The sequence below is a fragment of the Mameliella sp. LZ-28 genome, from assembly GCF_012274245.1.
In the GTDB taxonomy this organism is placed as follows: domain Bacteria; phylum Pseudomonadota; class Alphaproteobacteria; order Rhodobacterales; family Rhodobacteraceae; genus Antarctobacter; species Antarctobacter albus.
This window is the reverse complement of record NZ_JAANYX010000033.1, coordinates 213006-231066: the sequence shown is the minus strand read 5'-3', so window position 1 is coordinate 231066 and position 18061 is coordinate 213006. Positions and strand designations below refer to the sequence as shown.

Below are 18061 nucleotides of genomic sequence, written 5' to 3'. Positions count from 1 at the left end.
GCCATCGATGCCCCTTTCGCAATCACCCCGAAGGCCGGGGCCGCGCCGGCCCCCGGGGATTCTGGTTGAGGGGGCCCCTTAAGGGGACCTCCTGTGGGGCGGCCTATTACTACAGCGTAAAGTCCTCTGCCGTCAGTCCGGTGACATTGGCCACGCGGATTTCCGCGTCCGCGATTCCGTCGCCGTCGTTGTCCAGCTGCACGATGGTCGAGCCGGTCGCCGTCTCCAGCAGGCGCAGTTCCGGGTTGCCGGAGGGATCGAAGGGACTGGTGCCCCTGAATTCGAAGACACCCGGCGACAGGCCCGCCACGGTGATCAGGTCCAGGCCCTGTTCAAAATCCAGGATCTGGTCGCGGTTGGCACCGACCACGGTTTCCGCCGTGCTGCGGAAGACAAAGACATCCGCATCCTGGCCCCCGGTCAGGAAATCCCGGCCCAGCCCGCCCGCCAGTTCATCCTCGCCGGCGCGGCCGCGCAGGATGTCGTTGTCGGCGCCGCCTTCCAGCACGTCATCGCCGTTGCCGCCGTCCATCGTGTCGAGGCCGTCGCCGCCTTCGATGACATCGCGCCCGTCCTGGCCGATCAGCAGGTCATTGCCGCCTTCACCATCGATCGTGTCGTCGCCCGCATTGGCGTTGACGGTGTCGTTGTCTGCGCCCGCGTTGATTTCATCGTTGCCCGCGCCGCCAAAGATCGTGTCCTCGCCCGTGAACCCAACAAGAGAGTCATCCCCGGCGTTGCCCACGATCAGATCATTCCCCGCCGCGCCAAAGACGGTGTCGTTGTCATCGCCGCCGATCAGCGTGTCGTCGCCCGCGGCGCCAAGGATCTGGTCGTCGCCGGCGCCGCCGCGGATGATATCGGCGGCTGTATCGCTGGCGGTGGAGTCGGCGCCATAGAGCGTGTCATTGCCCTCGTTTCCGAGCAGAAGATCGCCGCCGCCACTGCCGATCAAGTAATCGCCCTGGCTGCCCCCGATCAGCGTGTCATTGCCTGCGCCGCCGGTGACGTCCTCGCTCACCAGGCCGCCATTGCCGTTGTAGACGTCGGAACCGTCGCCCAGGTAGACTTCGCCGATGATCTGGCCTGAGTTGAAGAGCCTGTCATTGCCGCCGCGCAGATCGACATCGCCCAGCATCTGGCCCGAGTTGCTGACACGGTCGATGCCGCCGTCATGGCCGCGCAGCGCGCCTTGGTCGCCCGAAATGATACCGGAATTGTTCAGCACGAAGGTTGGATCGATGACGGTGTTCGAAATATCGACACCCCACCAGTTGGCAGAGCTGATTTCCCCGGCGTTGATGATGAGCGTCCCGTCTGCACTTCCGTCCAGGCGCAGGCCGGCGGCTTCGGTCCCGACCGCCGACAGGACGCCCCCGGCCAGGTTGGTGACCCGGCTGTTTATGTTCTCGACGATGACCGCGTTGTTGAACCGTTCATTGTGAACGGCGTCATCATAGGAATTGGCGGCGATCGTGCCTGAATTCACGAGCACGTCGCCCGACCCATTGAAAAAGAAGATCGGGGAAGCGGCGGAAATCTGGCCCGTGTTGGTCACCGTGGTGCCGCCGCTGCTGACAATCGCCGTGCCCTTCTCGATGGAGATAAGGCCATGATTGACAAGGGTTTGCTCGGCCCCGACGCCGCCATTGAAGCCCAGCACGGTGAGGTTTGCGCTGTTTTGGAAACTGACGAGCGATCCGGTTTCGGTGATGGTCAGCGAAAACCCGTCACCGGTCTGGTTGGTGACGCCTGCGGCGGTGATCGCCTGCCCGGCGATGGTGACCGAAAGGTTCTCCAGAGAGGTGCTCCAAAGAGCGTTGTCGTTCGACCCCCAGTAGATCCCTTCGGGAACATACAGTTCGTCCCCGGCGGCGACAAAGGTATGCGCCGTGCCCGAGACGAGACCGGATGTCGTGATGACGGTCAGTGCCATGATGAAAATCCCCACATGTTCTTGCTAAAATGCGCGTCGTGCTCAACGACTATAGCCGAAACAGTCAAGACCTGTCGCCTTGACTGTCGGGGCTTTTCTGCCTCCAGACGGACAGGGGGAGGATCACAATACGAAGTCGTCCGCCGTCAGGCCGGTCACCCCCGCCACGCGGATCTCTGCGTCCACGCTGCCGTTTCCGTCGGCATCGAATTGCACGATGGTGGAACCTGTCGAGGTCTCGAGCAGGCGCAATTCGGGGTTGCCGGAGGGGGCAAAGGCCGCCGTGCCGCGGAACTCGAAGACGCCCGGTGACAGCCCCGCCACCACGATGCTGTCCACCCCCTGTTCAAAGTCCAGGATCTGGTCACGGTTGGCGCCGACGACGGATTCGGCCAGGGCGCGGAACACGAACTGGTCCGCATCCTGTCCGCCGGTCAGGAAGTCGCGGCCAAGACCGCCCGCCAGCTCGTCCTCTCCGGCGCGACCGCGCAGGATGTCGTTGCCGTCGCCGCCTTCGAGCACGTCGTCGCCATTGCCGCCGTCGATCGTATCGTTTTCAGAGCCGCCTTCCAACAGGTCGCTCCCGTCCTGACCAACCAGGATGTCGTTGCCTGACCCGCCGAGGATTGTGTCGTCGCCGGCGTTGCCGTTGAGCGTGTCGTTGTCGTTTCCGCCGCTCACGTAGTCGTTGCCTTCGCCGCCGAGGATCGTGTCGAGCCCGTTGCCGCCGGAGAGGCTGTCGTCGCCGCCGCGCCCGACAAGCAGATCGTCGTCGTTGTTGCCCTGGAAAACATCGGTCGAGTCCCCGCCCGCGGCCGTGTCGTTGCCATCGCCGCCCAAAAAGGTGCCGCGCAACAGGCCGGGGCCTTCGTAGATGTCGTCGTTGTCGCCGGTCCGGATGTCGCCGTCCATGACACCGGTATTGTAGATATAATCACGCCCGGCGCCGGACCCGGCGTTGTAGGAATCCAGCCGGCCCGAGACGATCCCGGAGTTGTTCAGGACGCTCGACCCGGTCGAGGAGGAATTGGTGAAATTCGCCCAGATTCCCCGGTCGCCGCCCTGGATCGTGCCAGAGTTCGAGATGTATTGGGTGCCCGATCCGCCTTCGAAGAGAACGGCATCGGACTCGGCCATGATGGTACCGCTGTTGATGAGACGATTGGAGGAGGAGCCGTCGGCTGTGCGCACATCCAGGGCGTCTTCGGCCGCGAGAATAGTGCCGGCATTCATGAGAAGGAAGTTGCCGGTGCCCTGGATGTTGAAAGTGTCATCCTGCAGAGACGCGAGGTGGCCGGTTGCCCCGACAAAGACCTCCAGGTTGACGCCTGTATGGTGGACGGCATTGGCCGTGGAGCTGTTGAAGGCCAGGATCGTGCCGTTGACGTAAAGGAGGTTGCTGCCAGCCGTGGAATCGACGGCATCGCCGAAGGCGACACGCAGCTGGGCATCCGCATCCGTCAGGATACCTGTTTCGCCGCCGTTAAGGTCCCGGGCGACGGTGTCGTACGAGGTGATCGTGAAGTTGGCCATAAAAAGAGGCTCCTTTTGATGAAATGCGGTCAGGTGCTGGAAACGGGGTCACTCGGAACGGGATTGCGGTGTCGCGCGCAAGACAAGGCAAGACGCGGTGGCGGCGCAGGAAAAGGTTCAAAACGATTGCGCCACGGGTAACGGGCACCGCAATGCGGTGCCGATCATCATAGCAAAAAGCCCGGCGTCGATTAAGGCGTATTCCGAAGCGGAAGTGTCAGAGCACGAAGTCGTCCGCCGTCAGGCCGGTCACCCCCGCCACGCGGATCTCTGCGTCCACGCTGCCGTTTCCGTCGGCATCGAATTGCACGATGGTGGAACCTGTCGAGGTCTCGAGCAGGCGCAATTCGGGGTTGCCCGAGGGGGCAAAGGCCGCCGTGCCGCGGAACTCGAAGACGCCCGGTGACAGCCCCGCCACCACGATGCTGTCCACCCCCTGTTCAAAGTCCAGGATCTGGTCACGGTTGGCGCCGACGACGGTTTCGGCCAGGGCGCGGAACACGAACTGGTCCGCATCCTGGCCGCCGGTCAGGAAGTCGCGGCCAAGCCCGCCCGCCAGCTCGTCCTCTCCGGCGCGGCCGCGCAGGATGTCGTTGTCTGCACCGCCTTCCAGCACGTCGTCGCCATTGCCGCCGTCGATGGTGTCCAGGCCGTCGCCGCCGTTGAGGAAATCCGAGCCGCCCTGACCGACGAGGGCGTCATTCCCGGTGCCGCCGTACACCGTGTCATTGCCCGCGCCGCTGTTGAGAACGTCATTGTCGGCCGAACCGTCGAGGCTGTCATCGCCCGCGCCGCCAAAGAGCGTGTCGTTCCCGGCCTCGCCGAGCAAGGTGTCGTTGCCCGAGTGACCGACGACAAGATCGGAATCGTCCCCGCCATTGAGGCTGTCGTTGCCGTCACTGCCGAGCAGGGTGTCGTTGCCTGTTCCGCCCAGGACATCGCCACTGACCGCCCCCTGGTCGATCCCCCGGTAGAGGTCGTTGCCCGCTTCAAGGTTGACGTCACCGATGATTTCTCCCGAATTGCTTATCCGGTCGCCACCGTCGTCCAGATCGACATTTCCCGAGATCACACCGCGGTTGACGATGATGTCGATGGCATTGACATTCAAGGCGCCCTGCACGGCGGGGAAGATGTTCGAGGACCCCAGGGGCGGCGCCGGCGTTTCGCCAGAGGTGATCGTGCCGTTGTTGATCAGGGTGGCGGATGTGGGCGCTCCGAACCCGCCAGTGGTGTTCAGGGTCACGCCGACGGCGCGGGTGGAGGAAATCTCGCCGTTGTTGATGACTTTCATTGAGAAGCCGTCAACGACAACGCCCTCCTCGAAGGCGGAGATCACGCCGTTGTTCAACACGGTGGTATAGGCGCCGGACATGGCGACGCCTTGGTCGGTTCGGCTGATGATCTGACCATCGTTGATCACGGTCGAGGAGGGGGCCTCGGTCGAGATGCCGATGCCCTCGGCGTTGATCACGCCGGTCGGGGTATTGGTTATCTGGCTGGGGTCGAAGTTGTCGCCGATGGTACCTGAAGTCGGGTCGCTCAGCGCGATGCCACCTCCCGCGTCGGACGTCATCATACCGGCATTCACGATGGAATTTCCGCCGCCGGTGATGGCGACGACCGTCAGTTCGGAGCTGATCAGGCCAGAGTTGACCAACACGACGTCGCCATTGGCACCGCTGAAATCAAGCGCCGATCCCTGGCTCGACATGATCGAGCCGGAATTGTCGATATCAGCCTCCACAATGGAAAGGATGCCGCTGTCGACACCGCTCAGGATACCGGAGTTCGTGATCGTCGCGCCTGTGCCCTCGATCCGGACTCCGTTGGTGGCCGAGGTAATCGACCCGCCATTGGAGACGATATTGTCGGTGGCGGTGGCATTGAGGTAGATCGCCGAAGCATAGACAACGCCCTGGCTGACGACTGTGCCAAGGTTGTTGATGGATGCTCCGTCGCCGTTCGAGTATATGGCTGCGTGATAGCCGCTGACCGTGCCGTTGGCCCCGATGGCGATAGAAGAGCCGGCGCCCAACTTGGCGCCGGTGCTCTCGCCGGACAAAACCCCGTTCACGATCATTGTGACGTCCACCACGCCAAAGCCGTAAATCCCGTCGCCGCCGGTGCCGGTTGCACCGACAATCACGCCATCTGAAATAATGACCGTGTCAAAGCTGGCAGGCAGGATGCGGTCGCCCGCCGCGACGTCGTCCACGGTTATCGTAAGAATAGCCATCGTTTTGTCCTCTCGTTTTTAATTACGAAGCAAGGGCGCTCTTCTTGATCGAAATGCGGCATACTTGGAAAACGGGAAGCGCTATCACTCTTACCAGCCAAACATATCGGGGTCTTTGGCTGGCAGATTTTTTTGTGACAGACACCGAAAGCAAGCCTCGGTTGGCCAAGCCCGTGATTGACCGGCACGGAGTCAAATCTGACAAGTTCGTTGAACCGGAAGGCGGTTTCATGGCCTGTGCAAGGTCAGAGCACGAAGTCGTCCGCCGTCAGGCCGGTCACGTTGGCCACCCGGATCTCGGCATCCGCAAGTCCGTCGCCGTCATTGTCCAGCTGCACGATCGTCGACCCCGTGGCCGTTTCCAGCAGCCGCAGTTCCGGGTTGCCCGAGGGGGCAAAGGCCGCCGTGCCGCGGAATTCGAAGACACCGGGGCTGAGGCCCGCGACAGAGATCAGGTCGACGCCCTGTTCGAAATCCAGGATCTGGTCGCGGTTGGCCCCCACGACCGTTTCCGCCAGCGACCGGAAAACAAAGAAATCCGCGCCCTGGCCTCCGGTGAGAAAGTCCCGGCCAAGGCCGCCGGCCAGCTCGTCCTCGCCGGCGCGACCGCGCAGGATGTCGTTGCCGTCACCGCCTTCAAGCGTGTCGTCCCCGTTGCCGCCATCCATCGTGTCGTTGTCGTCGCCGCCATCGAGGAAGTCGCTGCCATCCTGACCGACGAGCGCGTCGTTGCCGTCATTGCCATAGATGTGGTCCGAGCCCGCATTGCCGTTGACGACATCATCGCCGGTACCGCCTTCGAGATAATCGTCACCATCTCCGGCGATCAACGTATCGTTGCCCGCCTCTCCGTACATCGTGTCATTGCCGGCGCGACCCACCAGCAGATCGGCGTCATCGCCGCCCCGAAAGAGATCGGCATTGTCGCCACCGACAATCGAGTCGTTGCCGACGCCGCCCAGAACAAGGCCGGAGGTGACGCCGGTGCCGATCCCGAAGTAGACATCCGCGCCATCGCCCAGCGTGATCTCGCCGCCGATCAATCCGCTGTTGGCGATCCTGTCATTCCCATCGCCCAATACCACGTCGCCAATGATATCGCCGCCATTGCCGATGGTGTCATCATATTGCCCAAGGGAAATGTTGCCGAAGATGGCGCCGGTATTGACCACATGCGCGCGGGCAAAGGAGTCGAAGGATCCATAGGAATAGAAATCGATCGCCCATTGCCCGCCCCCGTTCGCCTCGGAGCGCGTGGCCCCGAAGAGCGTGCCCGAGTTGTTGATGCGGTGTGCTGGATCGGTCGAAATGCCGTTTGCCGAATAATGCGAGATTGCGGCGTCATTTTCCCCGGTGCCCGAGCCGGTGATCGTTCCAGAGTTTTCGACGGTTGAGCCTTCGGAATAGGACAGGGTAATCCCGCGCCGACCATAGATTTCGCCCTGGTTCCGGATCAGGCTAAAATCTGTCCGCGTGGAGATGCCATCGCCGTGGTTCAGGTAGCTGCCAATGACGCCTGTCGCGCCGTTGTAGACGCTGAAGGTACCCTGGCCGAAAAAGCTGTTCACCCCAGTGGCGCCGGACAAAATCGTGCCGTGGTTGCTGAAAGTCAGCTCGGTGGCGGCGGTCGAAGAGCCGCTGGTGCTAAACGCGGACACCAAGGTGTCGACGATCAACTCGACGCCCTCGCGCACAAGGATGTGGTCCTGATCGGTCGCCAGGGATGTACGAAACGCCGAGGATTGCACGGTATCAGTAGAAAATATCACGTAATTGGTCGCCATAAGAGGTGTGCTCCCTAAATGCGGCCGCGGGCTCTCTACACGGAGGCGCCCGTCGGCCTAGCCAGTATTGAGGTGCGCCGCTGTCAAAGGCGGCAAGTGCTTGCAAGGATCGCTTGAACTGCCTTTCCCGACAAGGATCAGGTTCAAAGCACGAAGTCGTCCGCCGTCAGCCCGGTGACATTGGCCACGCGGATCTCGGCATCCGCAAGTCCGTCGCCGTCATTGTCCAGCTGCACGATCGTCGACCCCGTGGCCGTTTCCAGCAGCCGCAGTTCCGGGTTTCCGGACGGCGCGAAGGCCGCCGTGCCGCGGAACTCGAAGACAGCGGGGCTGAGGCCCGCGACAGAGGTCAGGACCACGCCCTGTTCGAAATCCAGGATTTGGTCGCGGTTGGCCCCCACGACCGTTGCCGCCAGCGACCGGAAAACACAGAAATCCGCGCCCTGGCCCCCGGTGAGAAAGTCCCGGCCAAGGCCGCCGGCCAGCTCATCCTCTCCGGCGCGACCGCGCAGGATGTCGTTGCCGTCGCCGCCTTCCAGCCGGTCCGCGCCGTCCTGGCCGACCAACAGGTCGTCTCCGGTGCCGCCCAGGATCGTGTCATTGCCCGAGCCGCCGTTGACCGTGTCATTCTGGGTCCCGCCGTCGATGCTGTCGTCGCCCGAACCGCCAAAGATCGTGTCGTCATTGACGCCTCCGAACAGCGTGTCGTCCCCTCAGTGGCCCGCCAGCAGGTCGAAGCCCGCGAAAACGTCGTCGCCATTGGCGCCGATCAGCGTGTCGTCGCCAGTCTCGCCGATGACCCGGCCAGTGACGACGCCGTCTCCAGTGGCGCGGAAAAAGTCGTTCTCGCTACCAAGATCGACATCACCGACAATGGCGCCGCCGTTGACCACGACGTCGTTGCCGGCATTCAGCGCGAGGCTGCCGTCGATCTGCCCGGTGTTGGTGCCGCTGTTGGACACGCCGGTTCCATCGGCGAAGACGATGAACCCGTAGTCCCCGGTCACCGACCCGGCGTTCGTAACGACGCTGTCGACAGCTGTTTCCGCTCCGATGATCTCGATGCCGTAGCCCCCCCGGCAACCGTTCCCGTGGTCAGAATGTTGACGGTGACCGCATTGGCGTCGATCTTGAGTCCTTCGGCGAAAACCGCGGGGAAGAGGCTTCCGACAATCTGAACGGTGTTGCTGCCGGTCGTGTCGATCCGGAGCGCGTCGGAATCCTGGTCGGAGACGATCACGCCTTGGGCCAGGATGTAATCGTCGCCATTGCTGATCGTATCGCCAGTCGCTTGCGAGCTCGTTCGGAAGATAAGTGCTATTCAGTTTTCCCTTTGGGCAATATGAACTCCGGGGTTCAGGCCCATTGTTAACCATTTCACCTATTACGGCCGCGCCCGCCTTCCCAGCGATATGTCGAGCAGGCCGGGCGGACATGTCACCGGATTGCACGATGGGCGGGCGTCCGCGCGGGTCATGCGCCTCGGGCGGGCAGAGTGAATTTCTGGTAACATGACAAAGGCCCGGAGTGTGCCTCCGGGCCTTTGGGTTCCTGTGGGCAGGGGGCTACCCCTCTGCGGCAAGCGTCAGAGCACGAAGTCGTCCGCCGTCAGGCCGGTGACATTGGCCACGCGGATCTCGGCGTCCGGGGTGCCGTCGCCATTGGCATCCAGCTGCACGATGGTCGACCCGGTGGCCGTCTCGAACAGGCGCAGTTCTGGGTTGCCGGAGGGGGCAAAGGCATTGGTGCCCACGAACTCGAACACACCCGGCGACAGGCCCGCGACGGTGATCAGGTCCACGCCCTGTTCGAAGTCGAGGATCTGGTCGCGGTTGGCGCCCACGACCGTCTCTGCCGCGCTGCGGAAGACAAAGACATCCGCATCCTGGCCGCCGGTCAGGAAGTCCCGACCCAGGCCGCCCGCCAGTTCATCCTCGCCCGCGCGCCCGCGCAGGATGTCGTTGTCGGCGCCGCCTTCCAGCACGTCGTCGCCGTTGCCGCCGTCCATCGTGTCGAGCCCGGCACCGCCGTCGAGGAAATCGCTGCCGTCCTGGCCGACCAGCAGGTCGTTGCCGTCATCGCCCAGGATGGTGTCGTCGCCTGCGTTGCCGTTGACGGTATCATTGTCGATGCCGCCCTCGATGTCGTCGTTGCCGGCACCGCCGAGGATGAAGTCGTTCCCGTCGTCCCCTTTCAGCAGATCGTCGCCGCCACGGCCGACGATGGTGTCGTCATCGGTGCCGCCGGAGAAATCATCCGAGTTGTCGCTGCCAGCCAGCGTGTCGTTGCCGGCGCCGGCATCAACGGCGCCGTTGATCACGCCGCCGTTGTTGTCGAGGTAGTCGGCGCCAAACCGCAGGTAGATATCGCCCTGGATCGTGCCGGTGTTGATGATCACGTCATCGCCGCCGTCCAGGTCGATCGCTCCGCCGAAGCCACGCGCCTCGAGCAGGCCGGAGTTCAGGATCCGGACATCGGTGTCCCGAGACGTTCTGAGGGCACCGTTCCAGCCGCTGATCGTGCCGGAGTTGCTGAGATGGAAATTGCTGTCAGTGCCGAAGGAGAAGCTGATCGCGGTACCCTCCAGGCCTTCGATGATGCCGGTGTTGTTGAGCACCTGGGTCGATGTATTGCCGATGTCGGCAGTGAGGACAAGGCCGTTGGTCTCACCCGAAATGAACCCGGAATTGCTCAGGTACATGTAGGTGTTGCCGGTATCGACATCCACGGCGTCGGCGTCGTTGCTGGTGATCCTGCCGGTATTGACCAGGTTGAACCGGGCGGCGCCATCGCTGTCCTGAAAGTTGATGGCGTCGTCGTTCATCGAATGGATGGTGCCGTGGTTGACCACATTCGCCGAGATCGTGACGTCGATGTCCACGGTGCCGTCCGACGGGTTTTCGGCGTCAATGACCCCATCGACCCCATTGAGCAGTTCAAAGACCGAGCCGTTTGCATCGACCGCCTGATGCCCGGCCCCCCAAGCATAGATAAAGCCGTGGTTGCTCAGCCAGTTTGTGCCGGTTGTGGCGGTGACGGCGGCGTCGCCGTCAACGTAGAGAGTTCCGTCGCGGTCGAGAAAGCCGGATTGGCTGCCGTCGAGGGTGCGCGCAATAGTCGAAAACGCGCCAAGTCCGAAATCTGCCATATTTGAAGTCTCCTGAAAAAAAGGTCGAAAGGGATCGAAAAAATCTCCGGAACACAAATGTTGCTCCGGCGCGGAGTCTCGCCGCGGATTAACCATCCGTCAATGTTTTTGTGCCGCAAGGGCCGGTTCTAGCCTAGAGCACGAAATCATCCGCCGTCAGTCCGGTGACGCCCGCCACCCGGATTTCCGCATCCGCGGCTCCGTCGCCGTTCGCATCGAACTGCACGATGGTCGACCCCGTGGCGGTCTCGACAAGGCGCAGTTCGGGGTTGCCGGAGGGGGCAAAGGCGCCTGTGCCGCGGAACTCGAAGACGCCCGGCGAAAGGCCGGCCACCACGATGCTGTCCACCCCCTGTTCAAAGTCCAGGATCTGGTCGCGGTTGGCGCCGACGACGGTTTCGGCAAGGGCACGGAACACGAACTGGTCAGCATCCTGTCCGCCGGTGAGAAAGTCGCGGCCAAGACCGCCCGCGAGTTCGTCCTCTCCGGCGCGGCCGCGCAGGATGTCGTTGCCGTCGCCGCCCTCCAGCACGTCGTCGCCATTGCCGCCGTCGATCGTGTCCAGGCCGTCGCCGCCATCGAGATTGTCGGACCCGTCCTGTCCGACCAGGATATCGTTGCCGTCATTGCCCAGCATCGTGTCGTCGCCGCTGTTGCCGTTCAGCGTGTCATTGTCCTGACCGCCCGAGATCTCGTCATTTCCCGCGCCGCCGAGGATGAAATCATTGCCGAACCCGCCTTCGAGCAGGTCGTCACCGCCGCGGCCCAACACCGTATCGTCGTCGCTTCCGCCTTGCAGGTGATCGACAGCTTCGCCGCCCTTCACCGTGTCATTGCCGGTGCCCGCATCGACTGTGCCCCGCACCCTGCCCAGGGATCCATCGTATTGGTCGTTGCCGTCGTCGAGGTCGATGTCACCGTCCATCAGCCCCGAGTTGAAAATGATATCTGCTCCATCGCCGCCCCTGTAGGATCCCGCCTCGCCGGTGATCGTGCCCGAGTTCTGCAACAAAGTGCCACCGGTTTCCGCGACGTTGCTTCTGATGCCTGTGTCGGTCGCACTGGCGATCAAGCCGGTGTTGAAGATCTTGGTTTGTAACGTGCCGCTCACCAGATCCAGGCCGTCCAGCCGCGCCGCAATGGTGCCGTGGTTCACGATTTCTATTATGATTGCTGGATCGGTTGCGAAGCCGATCACGCCATTGCCGTAAGATTCGATCGTACCGTGATTGATCAGCCAAAATCCGAATGTGCCACGATAGTCGATGGTTTCGCCCGACGACGTGGCAATATAACCGTTAGGCCCGACCTGAATGACGAATGCCTCCGTCGTAACCTGGATTGCCTCAAAGCCACCGCCGCCCCTTGCCACGACACTGCCGTTGACGCCCATGTAGCTTGTGCCTGAGCCCGAACCGGTGATGACATCGCTGCCGCTGACCACCAGCTCGCCGTCCTTGGTGATATAGCCGTCTTCGCCGCCAATAATGCTGCGCGCGGTCGTGTTGTAGCTGGTGATAACAAAATCTGCCATTGGTCTATCCCTTTGTCCAAAGCGCCATTGGGCGCAAAATTACGTTTCAGAGAGCGGAGGGAGCCGAGACAAGCTTGCGGGCGCGCGCGGCTCCGGTTCGACTTGGTTGTCAGAGCACGAAATCATCCGCTGTCAGCCCGGTGACATTGGCAACGCGAATTTCCGCGTCCGCCGTGCCGTCGCCGTTCGCGTCGATCTGCACGATGGTCGAGCCGGTCGCCGTTTCGACCAGCCGCAGTTCCGGGTTCCCGGACGGCGCAAAAGCGGCCGTGCCGCGAAACTCGAAGACACCCGGCGAAAGGCCTGCGACCACGATGCTGTCCAGGCCCTGTTCGAAGTCGAGGATCTGGTCGCGATTGGCACCCACGGCGGTTTCCGCAAGCGCGCGGAACACGAACTGGTCCGCGTCCTGACCGCCGGACAGGAAGTCCCGGCCCAGCCCACCCGCAAGCTCGTCCTCGCCGGCCCGGCCACGCAGGATGTCATCGCCGCCTTCGCCTTCCAGGATGTCGTCGCCCGCGCCGCCGTCCATCGTGTCGTTGTCGTCGCCGCCGTAAAGTTCGTCGCTGCCATCCTGGCCGATCAGCACATCGTTGCCGCCATCGCCATAGATGCTGTCACCGTCCGCGTTGCCGTTCAGCGTATCGTTGTCGGCGCCGCCTTCGATATAGTCGTTGCCCGCGCCGCCCTGAATGAAATCGTTGCCGGCCTCGCCGATCAGGTCGTCGTCACCCGCGTTGGCAAAGATGTCGTCATCGCCCGAGCCGCCAAAGACCGTGTCGTCACCGGCGCCGCCGCGCACGGTGTCGTTCTCGGTGCCGGCAATCACGCTGTCGCTGCCCGCCCCGCCAAAAATCAGGTCCGCGCCGCCGCCGCCGGTCAAGGTGTCGTCGCCGCCCCGGCCCACCAGCTTGTCGTCGTCGGGGCCGCCATCGAGGTCGTCGGCCAGGTCGCCGCCGGCCAGCGTGTCGTTGCCATTTCCACCCGCGACAAGAGCCGTGGTTATCCCGGAACCGAACCCGTGATAGCCGTCGCTTCCATCGCCGAGCGTAACGTTGCCAAGGATCTGACCGGTGTTGATGACCACGTCGCTGCCGCCCGCCAGGTTCACGCTGCCATCGACAAGACCCGTGTTCAGCAAGCGGTCGGTGGCCGTGGACGAGGTCGACAGGACGACGTCCACGGCGGTGCCGCTGAGAAGACCGGAGTTTCTGATGTCGAGCGCGGCGCTGCCTTCGATCGCCCGCCCAAAGTCACCCGGGCCGGAGAAGCGGCTGTTTCCGATGATTTCGCCGCTGTTGGTGATGTGGGTGTCCGGCTCGTTGATCTGAATGCCCGTGCTTCCCACGATGCGCCCCGAATTGTGGACCACAGTTCGGGCCTGATCGATTTGGAGTCCGTTGTTGTTGCCAAAGACAGACCCCGAGACCGAGATCACGGAGGGGAATATGGACGACCCTGTTGCGGGGGTGTCGATCACCACACCGTTCGAGAAGACTCCTGTCACCGCCCCCTGGATGTCGATGACCGTGGCGAACCGGGCGCTGACGATGCCATTGTCGGCGTCGACGGTGCCGGTTTCACCGACGACAATGGTCACGCGCCCGCTGATGACGTCGGGGGCAGAGATCCCGGTCGCGCCTGTCACGGCGCCCCGGATGACCACATCCGCAAAAGTGGTGTTGGTTAAAACGACGCCATTGCCGGAACTGGGGAAGACGGTGTTGCCTTCGGGAAGGAGGCTGAGGGCAGACCCGGAAAGGGTCACTGTGGACGTGCTGCTGCCAATGATGTTGACGGACATGGTCGCTCCAATATTGGCCGACATTTGCCGTCGGCGTAAAATTTACATTTGATTAACCTTCATGATTGGGCGTTCCGGATCAAGAAATGATGTGCGTCATCGGTGTGCGTTGCCTGGGGGCGATCTTTTTCGGTTGTTCAAACGAAAAGGAACGCCCCGCGATGGGGGCGTTCCAGCGCTGTTCCGAAACCGGAAGAGTCCGGCGAGGGCCTTAGTTCTTGGACTTGTCGACCATCTTGCCGGCCGAGATCCAGGGCATCATGGCGCGCAGCTTTTCGCCCGTTTCTTCGATCTGGTGTTCGTCATTGATGCGGCGGGTCGCCTTGAACGACGGCTGGCCGACGGCGTTTTCCAGCATGAAATCACGCACGAACTTGCCGGTCTGGATGTCGGTCAGGACCGCCTTCATCCGTGCCTTTGTCTCATCGTAGGGCAGGATGCGCGGGCCGGAGACGTATTCACCGTATTCGGCGGTGTTCGAGATCGAGTAGTTCATGTTGGCGATGCCGCCTTCGTAGATCAGGTCCACGATCAGCTTCACCTCGTGCAGGCACTCGAAATAGGCCATTTCCGGCTCGTAGCCGGCCTCGACCAGGGTTTCGAAGCCCATGCGGATTAGTTCCACGAGGCCACCGCAGAGAACCGCCTGTTCGCCGAAGAGGTCGGTTTCGCACTCTTCGCGGAAGTTGGTTTCGATGATGCCCGACCGGCCGCCGCCGATGGCAGAGCAATAGGACAGGCCGATTTCCAGCGCCTTGCCCGAGGCGTCGTTGTGAACCGCCACAAGGCAGGGCACGCCGCCGCCCTTGGTGTATTCGCCGCGCACGGTGTGGCCGGGGCCCTTGGGCGCCATCATGATGACGTCGACGCCGGGCTTGGGCTCGATCAGGCCGAAGTGCACGTTCAGACCGTGGGCAAAGGCGATGGCGGAGCCTTCCTTCAGGTGGTCGTGGACGTATTTCTTGTAGGTCTCTGCCTGAAGCTCGTCGGGCATGGTGAACATGATCACGTCACACCAGGCGGCCGCCTCGGAGATGCCCATGACCTGCAGGCCTTCGCCTTCGGCCTTGGCACGCGAGGGCGAGCCTTCGCGCAGCGCCACGCAGACGTTCTTGGCGCCCGAGTCGCGCAGGTTCAGCGCGTGGGCGTGGCCCTGGGAGCCGTAGCCCAGGATGGCGACTTTCTTGTCCTTGATCAGGTTCACATCGCAATCGCGATCATAGTAAACGCGCATGTCGGCGCTCCTTCCTTGGTCTTGTTGTTCTGACGCGCACTCTACGCCCGGCGGCGCGAGAGTGTTTGCGTTTTTCGGGTATTTTCGCCAAGAAGAAGCATAGGCATTCGCATGATTGGGAGATGTTGCGAAAATCATGCTTGATGATACGGACAGGCGCATTCTGCGCCACATGATGGCAGAGCCGGACATGGCCGGTGGGGCTCTGGCCGAACGGGCAGGGGTCACGGCCTCGACCCTGGCACGGCGGCTGGAGCGGCTGCGGGCGCGCGGCGTGTTGCACGGGCTGCGCGGGGTGATCGACTGGCGGGCGCTGGGCTACGAGGTGGAGGTCAGCCTTCGGGTGACGCTGGACAAGACCCAGCCGCGCGCCTTCGACGAGTTCATCGCCGCCGCGCGGGAGGTGCCCGAGGTGCTGGAGATCCAGACCTTCCTGGGGCAGGTGGACGTGCGCCTGTCGGTGATCGCGCGGGACATGGCGCATTACCAGCAACTGTATCGCGAGCGCCTGCTGACCCTGCCGCATATCGCCGACATCGAGGCGCTGATGCATGTGGCCCGGGTCAAGGACCGCGAGGCGCTGCCGCTGTGATCGCTCTGGATGAGACCGACCGCGCGCTGATCCGCGCGCTGGCGCAGGATGCCACTGCCTCGGCCGGGGCACTGGGGCGCGATCTGGGCCTGTCGCAGCCCGCCTGCTGGCGCCGGATCAAGCGCCTGCGCGAGGCGGGCGTGTTCCGTGCCACCCGGTTGGATGTGGACAGCGCGGCACTGGGCTTCGGCGTGACGGTTTTCCTTGGGGTCAAGCTGGCGACCAAGGGGCGGGTCAGCCTCGAGGATTTCGAACGGGCGGTCAGCGCCATCCCCGAGGTTCAGACGGTGGAACATGTCCTGGGCGCTTATGACTACCGCCTGCGGGTGGTGGCGCGCGACCTGTCGGATTTCGAGCGCGTGCTGCGCCGCCGCATCATGACGCTGCCCGGGGTGGGAAACCTCGACGCCAACGTGCTGCTGAGCGAGGAACGGCGGCCCGGGCCGCTGGGCTAAACAGGTCTTGTCTTGCCGATGTTTGCATAGTATTCCTTTGCATACAGATACTTGGCCGGATTTCTCATGACGGCTATGCGATATTGTGCGTGGTTTTTTCCGGATGTCGTCTTTTATGCTGCGGTGCAGAATTGAACGGGCCTGCAATCGGCGGACCCGCCGCGCAACCGCAGACATCATGGGGACTATCATGAAAACGATCCTGACCGCCGCCGCCATCGCCTTGACCTCTTCCGCCGCGCTGGCCGGCACCGTCACCCTGGACAAGGCCGCCGAGGGTGCCACCCTGCACGAGGCCGGCATCGATATGAGCCTCTACTGGACCGAGGCAGAGGCCGGCTTTGAGCTGGTCGCGACCTATGTCACCGATGAAACCGCCGAGCCCGCCCGCCTGGTCATGCTGCTGCAGGACGGTGACAACGTCACCTTCGGCCTGCCGGACGCGCCGGACGCGACCTTCAAGTTCATCCGCACCGGCGATGTCGTGGTGGTGGCCGGCCATACGCCCCGCACGGAGCTGGTCAGCAACTGATCCTGCGGGTCACGGCCCGAGACTTTGGGAACGGCGGCGCATGCCTTGCGCCGCCGTTTTTCGTATCTGCCCCATTGGTTGGTCTTTTCGCCGCGCGCCGGGCGGGATAGAGCTTTGGGCAAACATGGAGGACCCTATGGCTGCCTTGCTAGACACAGTCGATCCCGACGGGATGGAAGAATTCTCGGTCGTCTTCACCGACCGCTCGCTCAACCACATGTCCGCCGCTTTCCAGGAGGTGATGCGCGACATCTCGGCCATGCTGAAAGAAGTCTATGCCGCCGATGGCGTGGCCGTGGTGCCCGGTGGCGGCACCTACGGGATGGAGGCGGTGGCCCGCCAGTTCGGGCGCGGCGCTGACGTGCTGGTGGTGCGCAACGGCTGGTTTTCCTACCGCTGGTCGCAGATTTTCGAGGCCGGTGCTTTCGCAGGCGAGACCACGGTGATGAAGGCACGCCGCACGGGCAACGCGCCCGATGCGCCTTTTGCCCCCGCGCCGATCGAAGAGGTCGAGGCCAAGATCGCCGAGACGCGCCCCGATGTCGTCTTTGCTCCGCATGTCGAAACCTCGGCCGGGGTGATCCTGCCGGATGACTATGTCACCCGGCTGGCCAAGGCCGCGCATGATGTGGGGGCGCTGATGGTGCTCGACTGCATCGCCTCGGGCTGCGCCTGGGTCGACATGCGCACCACCGGGGTCGACGTGCTGATCTCTGCGCCGCAAAAGGGCTGGTCCTCGACCCCCTGCGCGGGGTTGGTGATGATGTCGGACCGCGCGCTTGCGCGGCTGGAGGAAACCACCTCGGACAGTTTCGCCGTCGACCTGAAGAAATGGTACCAGATCATGCAGGCCTACGAGAACGGCGGCCATGCCTACCACGCCACCATGCCGACAGACGGGTTGCGGTCCTTCCGCGACACGATGGCCGAAACCCGCACCTATGGGTTCGACAAGCTGAAGGCTGCACAATGGGCGCTTGGGGACGCGGTACGGGCGATGTTCGCCGAAAAGGGCGTGACATCCGTCGCTGCAGATGGCTACGGCGCACCGGGCGTGGTGGTCTGCTATACCGCTGATCCGGATATCAAGACGGGCAAGGCTTTTGCGGCCCACGGCATGCAGATCGCGGCGGGTGTGCCGTTGCAATGCGACGAGCCGCCGGAGTTCTCCACCTTCCGCATCGGTCTGTTCGGGCTGGACAAGCTGTACGATGTCGAGGCCACGGTGGCGCGGTTGCGCAAGGTGGTGGACGAGGTCCTGTAGGAGGGG

General features: G+C 63.2%; 15 protein-coding genes. 4 read left to right on the top strand and 11 right to left on the bottom strand.

The genetic code is table 11. The features are described 5' to 3' along the window. Positions 1-109: 109 nt before the first annotated feature. The 11 genes from G9Q80_RS19080 to ilvC all read right to left on the bottom strand — a co-directional run bounded on the left by G9Q80_RS19080 (position 110) and on the right by ilvC (position 15212). A complete protein-coding gene (locus tag G9Q80_RS19080; protein ID WP_133066432.1) occupies positions 110-1936 on the bottom strand; it encodes a calcium-binding protein in 1827 nt (608 codons plus the stop codon). A gap of 123 nt (positions 1937-2059) precedes the next feature. Beyond that, on the bottom strand, positions 2060-3469 hold the full coding sequence (locus G9Q80_RS19075; protein ID WP_088715844.1) for a calcium-binding protein: 1410 nt from the start codon (positions 3467-3469) through the stop codon (positions 2060-2062). Between the two features lie 217 nt (positions 3470-3686). Next, positions 3687-5708 (bottom strand): calcium-binding protein, encoded by a 2022-nt coding sequence (locus tag G9Q80_RS19070; RefSeq protein WP_088715845.1) that lies wholly within the window; start codon positions 5706-5708, stop codon positions 3687-3689. A 245-nt stretch (positions 5709-5953) separates the two neighbouring features. Further along, a complete protein-coding gene (locus G9Q80_RS19065; protein ID WP_088715846.1) occupies positions 5954-7492 on the bottom strand; it encodes a calcium-binding protein in 1539 nt (512 codons plus the stop codon). Positions 7493-7635: 143 nt separating this feature from the next. Further along, positions 7636-8193 (bottom strand): calcium-binding protein, encoded by a 558-nt coding sequence (locus G9Q80_RS19060; protein WP_157903854.1) that lies wholly within the window; start codon positions 8191-8193, stop codon positions 7636-7638. Between the two features lie 12 nt (positions 8194-8205). After that, complete coding sequence (locus tag G9Q80_RS19055) at positions 8206-8499, bottom strand: hypothetical protein (protein ID WP_088715848.1); 294 nt, start codon at positions 8497-8499, stop codon at positions 8206-8208. Further along, positions 8496-8732, bottom strand: a complete 237-nt coding sequence (locus tag G9Q80_RS19050; RefSeq protein WP_088715849.1) for a hypothetical protein — start codon at positions 8730-8732, stop codon at positions 8496-8498. The genes G9Q80_RS19055 and G9Q80_RS19050 overlap by 4 nt, the downstream gene beginning before the upstream one ends. Positions 8733-9077: 345 nt before the next feature. After that, positions 9078-10640, bottom strand: coding sequence for a calcium-binding protein (locus tag G9Q80_RS19045; RefSeq protein WP_088670406.1), 1563 nt, complete (start codon positions 10638-10640; stop codon positions 9078-9080). 133 nt (positions 10641-10773) lie between these two features. Further along, complete coding sequence (locus G9Q80_RS28495; protein WP_088715850.1) at positions 10774-12174, bottom strand: calcium-binding protein; 1401 nt, start codon at positions 12172-12174, stop codon at positions 10774-10776. A 109-nt stretch (positions 12175-12283) separates the two neighbouring features. Further along, the gene (locus G9Q80_RS19035) at positions 12284-13978 is read right to left on the bottom strand and encodes a calcium-binding protein (RefSeq protein ID WP_157903852.1); all 1695 of its coding nucleotides are present in this window, start codon (positions 13976-13978) and stop codon (positions 12284-12286) included. 211 nt (positions 13979-14189) lie between these two features. Then, entirely contained in the window at positions 14190-15212 is a 1023-nt protein-coding gene (ilvC, locus tag G9Q80_RS19030; protein ID WP_043144313.1) for a ketol-acid reductoisomerase, read from the bottom strand. A 136-nt stretch (positions 15213-15348) separates the two neighbouring features. Between ilvC and G9Q80_RS19025 the strand changes: the two genes are divergently transcribed. The 4 genes from G9Q80_RS19025 to G9Q80_RS19010 all read left to right on the top strand — a co-directional run bounded on the left by G9Q80_RS19025 (position 15349) and on the right by G9Q80_RS19010 (position 18055). Further along, entirely contained in the window at positions 15349-15804 is a 456-nt protein-coding gene (locus G9Q80_RS19025; RefSeq protein ID WP_043144373.1) for an Lrp/AsnC family transcriptional regulator, read from the top strand. Then, complete coding sequence (locus G9Q80_RS19020; RefSeq protein WP_088715852.1) at positions 15801-16259, top strand: Lrp/AsnC family transcriptional regulator; 459 nt, start codon at positions 15801-15803, stop codon at positions 16257-16259. The genes G9Q80_RS19025 and G9Q80_RS19020 overlap by 4 nt, the downstream gene beginning before the upstream one ends. Positions 16260-16449: 190 nt before the next feature. Then, a complete protein-coding gene (locus G9Q80_RS19015) occupies positions 16450-16791 on the top strand; it encodes a hypothetical protein (RefSeq protein ID WP_088715853.1) in 342 nt (113 codons plus the stop codon). 136 nt (positions 16792-16927) lie between these two features. Further along, a complete protein-coding gene (locus G9Q80_RS19010; protein WP_074621395.1) occupies positions 16928-18055 on the top strand; it encodes an aminotransferase class V-fold PLP-dependent enzyme in 1128 nt (375 codons plus the stop codon). Positions 18056-18061: the final 6 nt, after the last annotated feature.

What these genes read in the sequence shown, in the direction of transcription:
- G9Q80_RS19035 (WP_157903852.1), bottom strand. Translation starts at nt 13,978, where the DNA reads ATGTCCGTCAACATCATTGGCAGCAGCACGTCCACAGTGACCCTTTCC.
- G9Q80_RS19045 (WP_088670406.1), bottom strand. Translation starts at nt 10,640, where the DNA reads ATGGCAGATTTCGGACTTGGCGCGTTTTCGACTATTGCGCGCACCCTC.
- G9Q80_RS19010 (WP_074621395.1), top strand. Translation starts at nt 16,928, where the DNA reads ATGGCTGCCTTGCTAGACACAGTCGATCCCGACGGGATGGAAGAATTC.
- G9Q80_RS19065 (WP_088715846.1), bottom strand. Translation starts at nt 7,492, where the DNA reads ATGGCGACCAATTACGTGATATTTTCTACTGATACCGTGCAATCCTCG.
- G9Q80_RS19015 (WP_088715853.1), top strand. Translation starts at nt 16,450, where the DNA reads ATGAAAACGATCCTGACCGCCGCCGCCATCGCCTTGACCTCTTCCGCC.
- G9Q80_RS19025 (WP_043144373.1), top strand. Translation starts at nt 15,349, where the DNA reads ATGCTTGATGATACGGACAGGCGCATTCTGCGCCACATGATGGCAGAG.
- G9Q80_RS19070 (WP_088715845.1), bottom strand. Translation starts at nt 5,708, where the DNA reads ATGGCTATTCTTACGATAACCGTGGACGACGTCGCGGCGGGCGACCGC.
- G9Q80_RS19075 (WP_088715844.1), bottom strand. Translation starts at nt 3,469, where the DNA reads ATGGCCAACTTCACGATCACCTCGTACGACACCGTCGCCCGGGACCTT.
- G9Q80_RS28495 (WP_088715850.1), bottom strand. Translation starts at nt 12,174, where the DNA reads ATGGCAGATTTTGTTATCACCAGCTACAACACGACCGCGCGCAGCATT.
- ilvC (WP_043144313.1), bottom strand. Translation starts at nt 15,212, where the DNA reads ATGCGCGTTTACTATGATCGCGATTGCGATGTGAACCTGATCAAGGAC.
- G9Q80_RS19080 (WP_133066432.1), bottom strand. Translation starts at nt 1,936, where the DNA reads ATGGCACTGACCGTCATCACGACATCCGGTCTCGTCTCGGGCACGGCG.